Origin of the sequence: Marinobacter mangrovi (genome assembly GCF_016798325.1) — a bacterium.
Classification (GTDB): Bacteria; Pseudomonadota; Gammaproteobacteria; order Pseudomonadales; family Oleiphilaceae; genus Marinobacter_A; species Marinobacter_A mangrovi.
The window spans coordinates 1-6,142 of the sequence record NZ_JAERVO010000011.1 but is presented as its reverse complement, the minus strand read 5'-3'; the positions used below and the strand labels follow the sequence as shown (position 1 = coordinate 6,142).

Annotated in this window: 8 protein-coding genes and 3 pseudogenes; all 11 read left to right on the top strand. The window is 48.4% G+C overall.

Annotated elements, in window-relative coordinates; translation table 11 throughout:
• Positions 1 to 199, top strand: a pseudogene (locus JL474_RS21745) (RHS repeat-associated core domain-containing protein); the annotation flags it as partial.
• Between the two features lie 70 nt (positions 200 to 269).
• Positions 270 to 812 carry a hypothetical protein gene (locus tag JL474_RS21350; protein ID WP_203144034.1) on the top strand — a complete coding sequence of 181 codons (543 nt, stop codon included), beginning with the start codon at positions 270 to 272 and terminating at the stop codon, positions 810 to 812.
• Positions 793 to 1,014 (top strand): hypothetical protein, encoded by a 222-nt coding sequence (locus JL474_RS21345; protein ID WP_203144032.1) that lies wholly within the window; start codon positions 793 to 795, stop codon positions 1,012 to 1,014. The genes JL474_RS21350 and JL474_RS21345 overlap by 20 nt, the downstream gene beginning before the upstream one ends.
• Positions 1,007 to 1,441 (top strand): hypothetical protein, encoded by a 435-nt coding sequence (locus JL474_RS21340; protein ID WP_203144030.1) that lies wholly within the window; start codon positions 1,007 to 1,009, stop codon positions 1,439 to 1,441. The genes JL474_RS21345 and JL474_RS21340 overlap by 8 nt, the downstream gene beginning before the upstream one ends.
• A gap of 398 nt (positions 1,442 to 1,839) precedes the next feature.
• Positions 1,840 to 2,415, top strand: a pseudogene (locus JL474_RS21335) (RHS repeat-associated core domain-containing protein); the annotation flags it as partial.
• A 74-nt stretch (positions 2,416 to 2,489) separates the two neighbouring features.
• On the top strand, positions 2,490 to 2,921 hold the full coding sequence (locus tag JL474_RS21330; RefSeq protein WP_203144029.1) for an RNase A-like domain-containing protein: 432 nt from the start codon (positions 2,490 to 2,492) through the stop codon (positions 2,919 to 2,921).
• 15 nt (positions 2,922 to 2,936) lie between these two features.
• Positions 2,937 to 3,230, top strand: coding sequence for a hypothetical protein (locus tag JL474_RS21325; RefSeq protein WP_203144027.1), 294 nt, complete (start codon positions 2,937 to 2,939; stop codon positions 3,228 to 3,230).
• A 413-nt stretch (positions 3,231 to 3,643) separates the two neighbouring features.
• A pseudogene (locus tag JL474_RS21785) lies at positions 3,644 to 4,468 on the top strand (RHS repeat-associated core domain-containing protein); the annotation flags it as partial.
• Positions 4,469 to 4,511: 43 nt separating this feature from the next.
• Complete coding sequence (locus JL474_RS21310; protein ID WP_407944073.1) at positions 4,512 to 4,616, top strand: polymorphic toxin type 47 domain-containing protein; 105 nt, start codon at positions 4,512 to 4,514, stop codon at positions 4,614 to 4,616.
• The gene (locus tag JL474_RS21305) at positions 4,616 to 5,011 is read left to right on the top strand and encodes a hypothetical protein (protein WP_203144023.1); all 396 of its coding nucleotides are present in this window, start codon (positions 4,616 to 4,618) and stop codon (positions 5,009 to 5,011) included. Before JL474_RS21310 ends, JL474_RS21305 begins: the two co-directional genes overlap by 1 nt.
• A gap of 437 nt (positions 5,012 to 5,448) precedes the next feature.
• Positions 5,449 to 6,142: hypothetical protein (locus tag JL474_RS21300; RefSeq protein WP_203144021.1), on the top strand; the 694-nt coding region annotated here is incomplete at its 3' end.

Below are 6,142 nucleotides of genomic sequence, written 5' to 3'. Positions count from 1 at the left end.
CCCGCTGCGATTCCAGGGCCAGTATTACGATCCCGAAACCGGCCTGCACTACAACCGCCACCGGTATTACAATCCTGCTAACGGGCGCTTTATGACGCCCGACCCGATTGGGTTGGCGGGTATGAACAACTATCAGTATGTGCCGAATCCGACCGGGTGGGTGGATCCGTTGGGGTTGGCTGCTGAAAAAGCTTGTTGCCATGGAGCTGAATCGCCTGCGGGCTTTGAAGAGGTTTATGGCAAAGCACCCAGAGCTAAAGAAGAAATAGATGCTATGGCGGCTTAAAACGCTGAAGTACACGGAGGGAACAGTTGCCACCGCCCCATTTAAGTCAAGAGCTAGGGCAACTCAGAAGATCCTTAATGAATACGACGGAGATTCTTATAAAATTAAAGATCTCGCGCGAAACACAATCATCGCTCCTGAAGACCGTATCGATTCAGTTGTAAGCGAACTAGCAAGCAGAGGCGCCAACATCAAGAGAATTGACGGAACATCAAACCCTCTAGGGCACAGCGGCGTCAACACAACCGTAAACACTCGAGCAGGGATAGTGGCGGAAGTTCAAGTAAACACTCCCGACATGATCTATGCTAAAGAGCCAGAATCGATTGCCAGATCAATGATGGGTGACGATCTATATAACACAACCGCAGCAAGGCACTCAGTTAAAGGCGGGCAAGGGCACAAATTATATGAGGAGTGGAGGGAGCTGGAGAACCCAGATAGCGATGAAGCCAAGAAAATAGCCGACCGAAGCAAGAAATACTATATGACGATCAGGAATGGCAATGCCAATCAACAAAGGTGAAACTTTCAAGAATCGAGATGTTTTTATCGATTACCCCTTTGAAGAGGTCAAGTTTAGATGGGACCGTATCAAAAGAAAAATATTCAGAAGATTCTATGGTGAGCCAGAGAATGAGATACCAGTAGAACCTAATGGCACTCTATTCAACGATGCTCTACTTTACGGAGATGAGATAACTAAAGAGGAGTATTTTAATGAGTGATTTAGAACGTGCCATTTCCATAGCACTCGAAAAACATAAAGGCCAGACAGATAAATCGGGGGCACCTTACATTCTTCATCCACCAAGATTAATGATGAAGTTTGATAGCGAACTGGAGCAAATAGTAGCAATACTTCATGATACGATCGAAGATAGCGATCTCGCCATCAATGATCTAGAGACCGCCAACTTCTCCCAAGAAGTAGTTTTTGCCATCGACTGCCTGACAAAAAGGCAAGGCGAGTCGTATGAGGCTTACATTAAACGGGTATTATCAAATAGCTTGGCTTCAAAAATAAGAATAGAGGACTTAAAGGACAATCTAAAAATTACACGACTAGAAAACATCACAGAAAAGGACATTACACGAATAAAGAAATACCACAATACCTTTCAAGTGATTATGAAAACGCATCCAGACTGCTAAACTCCGCAAATATAATGGAAGCTTGTTTTATCCAATAAAGGGCACCCGACAATCTAACATACTCTATCTTGACGACTCATACTAGCGATCACTATCATCATAGCTGGTGCCACAAGAACTGCCTCTGCCCCCAACTTATCGAGTCACACCGAAACTGATTGGCAGTAGGCTCCCCACCTAAATCCATTTATTTTATAATGTCTATTAGTCCCTCTACGGTATAATGAAGACATTCCTCTTGCGCAAGATCTTCCTAATCCCAAGACGCCACCCTCCTCATCCGCAGGTCGCGGAAGAGTCCTCGCCGGCTATAGTATTATGCGGCTGACCGGCTTTTCCTGAGTTCAGTCTTTATGGCAGGTATAAATACTCCGCTAGTTTTTCGCAGATTTAGTTAGAAACTGGTCACCACCTACCGCTACGACTGCGAACACCGGCTGGTGGAAGTCACCCGCCCCGATGGCCTCAGCTTCCACTACGAGTACGACGCCTTCGGCCGCCGCATCGCCAAGGAAAGCGACCACCAGCGCACCGAATTCGTCTGGCAGGGCGACCGCCTGATCGCCGAGGAAACCGGCGACCACTAACGGACTTACCTGTACGAACCGGACAGCTTCCGCCCGCTGGCCCTCGTAGAGGGCTACGGCCCGGAACAGAGCACCATATACTACTACCAACTCGACCACCTGGGCACGCCCCAGGAAATGACGGATACCCAAGGCCAACTGGTCTGGTCCGCCATCTACCGCGCCTATGGCAACGTGCTCCGGCAGGACGTGGCGATGGTCGACAGCCCGCTGCGTTTCCAGGGCCAGTATTACGATCCCGAAACCGGCCTGCACTACAACCGCCACCGGTATTACAATCCCACTAACGGGCGCTTTATGACGCCCGACCCGATTGGGGTGGCCGGCGGCTTGAACAACTACCAGTATGTGCCAAACCCGACCGGGTGGGTGGATCCGTTGGGTTTGGACGTCAGTGCCATCTTGCTGCCCCGAAAGTGGCGAATCACCTCATTCTCGGCTTTCTCAGTCAGGGGGGACTGATGGCAACCGAAGGGCATCGTATTCAGAAACCAAATGGAAAATTATCAAAGCCTACGCATTCCTTGGAGAAGCACGGCCCAGATGTAACCGATACGGATCTGAAAAATCGAACGGTCGAAGACTTATTGAACAAAGGCCGGGCTGGTAGAAGGACTACTTTTAACGATAGACATCAAATGGGAGAGTCTATAGCTCGCATTCTAGAGATTAATCGGCCGGAAATTGATGATTGGCTTTCGTCCTCTCCAAAGCCTGGCGTACCAAAAGCCTTTTCAGATGACGCTCGCATGGGTAACTTAGGAAGAGGCTATCAGACTAACTCACAGATGGATGGAGTCGAGCCGATTTCAGCATCAATGTCAGAAGTAAATGTTGTGCTATTACCTAAAGGAGACGGCAGTCTCTTGACACATACAGCTCACCCACAATAATCAAAAGATTTCACAATGGACAACTGGAAAGAAAATTTAACTGATCTATTTAAAGCAACTGTAATCCAGCAAACACTTGAGGAAGCTGCTGAACTAATGGTTGATGTCAGCGAGGACGACAGCAACTATCACCAGCATTGTGTTGACACGCTGAAGGAGTCCATTGAACAAGCCAAGAATAAAAATGAATTCGTTATTTCAGCAATCAATACAAGCGGATACAAGGTGTCGAGTTTCGCTCAAGCCGAAGAACTGCTGAACAATTTCCTAGTGATATATTTAAAGGAATACGGCCGAGATCATTCCTAGATGAAAACCTAGGGATGATAGGGTCCACGTAAGATGCGGTGAGGCTTATCGAACCACATCGATACTCCCAGCACAATAAAATCTCTCGATGACTCAATACCATCGCGAAAGGCGTACCGGTGCAATTTACTTTTTTACGCTCAACAGCACCAACCGCTCTGGCAATGCCCCTTTTAACTCAGCATATCGAATTGTTAAGGGCATCAATCCGAAAAGTCAAAGAATCAAAGGGCCAGGTTGTAAATTGCCAATTGAAAGCAACCCCAGACTTCCGGCGTCCAACTCCGAGACATCAGTCAGCCGAGGTGACGCACCCTATAGCTAACAAGGCGGGCTTGCCATCGGCTACCGAAGACGGTTAATTGCCGCTAGTATTTCCGCGCTACGCCTTCAGCCGCCTGATCGCCGAGGAAACCGGCGACCACTACCGCACCTACCTGTACGATCCGCCCGCTGGCCTTGGCGGACGGCTACGGCCCGGAACACAGCACCATCTACTACTACCAACTCGACCACCTGGGCACGCCCCAGGAAATGACAGATACCCAAGGCCAACTGGTCTGGTCCGCCACCTACCGCGCCTACGGCAACGAGGCTGTAGAAAAACCCTCGCCCCTTTTTACGATGGCGCTCCTACGTAAAATCTGGATGTATTTCCGATGTTAAGTGCTCCAGATTTTAAGAATAGGCCCCATTTTCAGTTTGTTTTTTGATCAAATTCGAGCCAGAAAAATCTCCTGACCTTTTTCTACAGCCTCAACGTGCACCAGCAGGACGTGGCAATGGTCGACAACCCGCTGCGTTTCCAAGGCCAGTATTACGATCCCGAAACCGGCCTGCACTACAACCGCCACCGGTATTACAATCCCGCTAACGGGCGCTTTATGACGCCCGACCCGATTGGGTTGGCGGGTGGTCTGAACAACTACCAGTACGTACCGAATCCGACCGGGTGGATGGATCCGTTGGGGTTGGCTTGTGTTCCAACTCAATGCCCCCGCGCTGTCGCAGGAGGCACCTGGAAGTTCAACCCTGAAGTCGATAGGGATTGGCGTAACCTTGAGGGCTCCCCGCATCAGCAGATGCACGCCGGCTTGGAAGAAGCGTTCAAGTTGACAGGAGTTCCCAAAGCAGAATTCACTGTCACCAAACGGGGGAGAGATAACAATGGAAAGTCATTTCCGACAGAATGGAGAGTAATCTCAGGCCAAAAAAGGCACGGAAGTAAACATCGATGACCCGACATTAGCACCATCTACCGACGGACCAGCAGATCCTCATGTGGGTTATCAAACTCCCGACAAGAGAGGCTCGGGTGGTGCGGCAAGAGGACATATAATTTTATCTCGAGTCCCGGTGTCCCGAAATAAAATTGGAGTTGATTAATGGGCTTTATTGCAAAGGAAATAGAAGAAGAAAGCAAAATCAACAATATCTCGATAAAAAAAATAGAAAACACTGATAAATCAAGAATAATTGAAAGCATCAATAAGAAGTTCGGATCCAACGCTCAGTTCCCGGACCCCACTGGCTTCGATTTCAGCAAGAAGGCACACTCGACTAAGTTCTGGAAACAGGCAAGCAACTTGCACTATTCTGGCAATCCAGTCCTAGGAATATACGATCACGAGTCATACTTCTGGAGCTTTAAATCAGGGAAAGAATTAGAACGCTTATTATCCGAAACCACCGGTTTTCCATTTTGGGTTACCGATGAGGGGCTTTCATTTCTCATTTACTTTGATGACCATGATTGCGTGCATGAAGCAAAGAACTTATAGTATCAAAGTGGAAGCCCGGATTATGAATTGTAACTGAAGGCAAACCAGAGCTTGAGTCATCTCAACTGCGAATTAATCAGGAGTCTGCGGACCAAGAAGAAATTGAACATTGGTTTTTTAAGCAGCGATTACAGCACTCTCCAACTCCAGTGACAGGTTGATCCAATTTGTTGCATTTAAGGGGGCGATCTTACCGCCTACGTTAGTGTTCGGAATCATTGAACCACTACACACACATTCAACGATGGCATTCCGCCCGTTGCAGCTGAGGAAAACCTTAAAATACTGTCCGGGATTAGTTGACCACTACATATCACCTACCTGGCGCCCAGCCGACTTGGCCTGTCACGGAAATCTACGCGTAGGTTTATGCCGAGGAAAAGGCGCCAGGGCGGCGGGGGTCCTGATCTATTCTGGTTCTTAACCGAGGTTGAAGTATGACTCTCGAGAAAACGGAGAGATACGCTGATGAATCGCTAAACTCGGAATGTATCCCGCCTTTGCCCGATTGCAAAAAGCGAAGTCGAGTTGGAGATGAGCTGCAACCATGGGGGAATTACGCCAGCATCAATCCGTTTGAAAAAATCACCCATGATGTAAAGGATGTCCAGACCAACGAAAAGGGTAACCCGGAGTTCTATAAAGACGAGTGGTGGGGATGGAATCATCAAAAGTTACGCTTCCTCAACAATAAACAGAGGCTAAAAGTCTTTCTACTATTGATTCCTGTTGCTTGGGCATCGACGATTTTCTTCGGAGGAGCAGCCCTAGGTGTATGGGGGATTATTGAAGCATCTCAATCTTGGGAACTTCCTGCTTTGCTATTCGTCGTTTTGCTACTGTTTTTCTCCGCCTCTTGGATATTTCTTTCGATATACTTAATCGCTAATACCACAAACTGGATTATGAGCAGCGGCATAGGCCTACTCCTTAAACCGTTTGAGAACTCCCTCCAGAAAAAAGTCGACAACTCCCTCGCCGACGGCATGAGCGAATTCAACCGCGTTACAGGCCAAGCCAAATTCGCCTTGGGCAAAGGTCGCTATTTCGAAGCACCGTTTATCGAGTTCGACGCCTATGTCGAACGGGTGGTCCAGCGGGGTGGTATTTTCTACCGGCTGATGTTCGTCC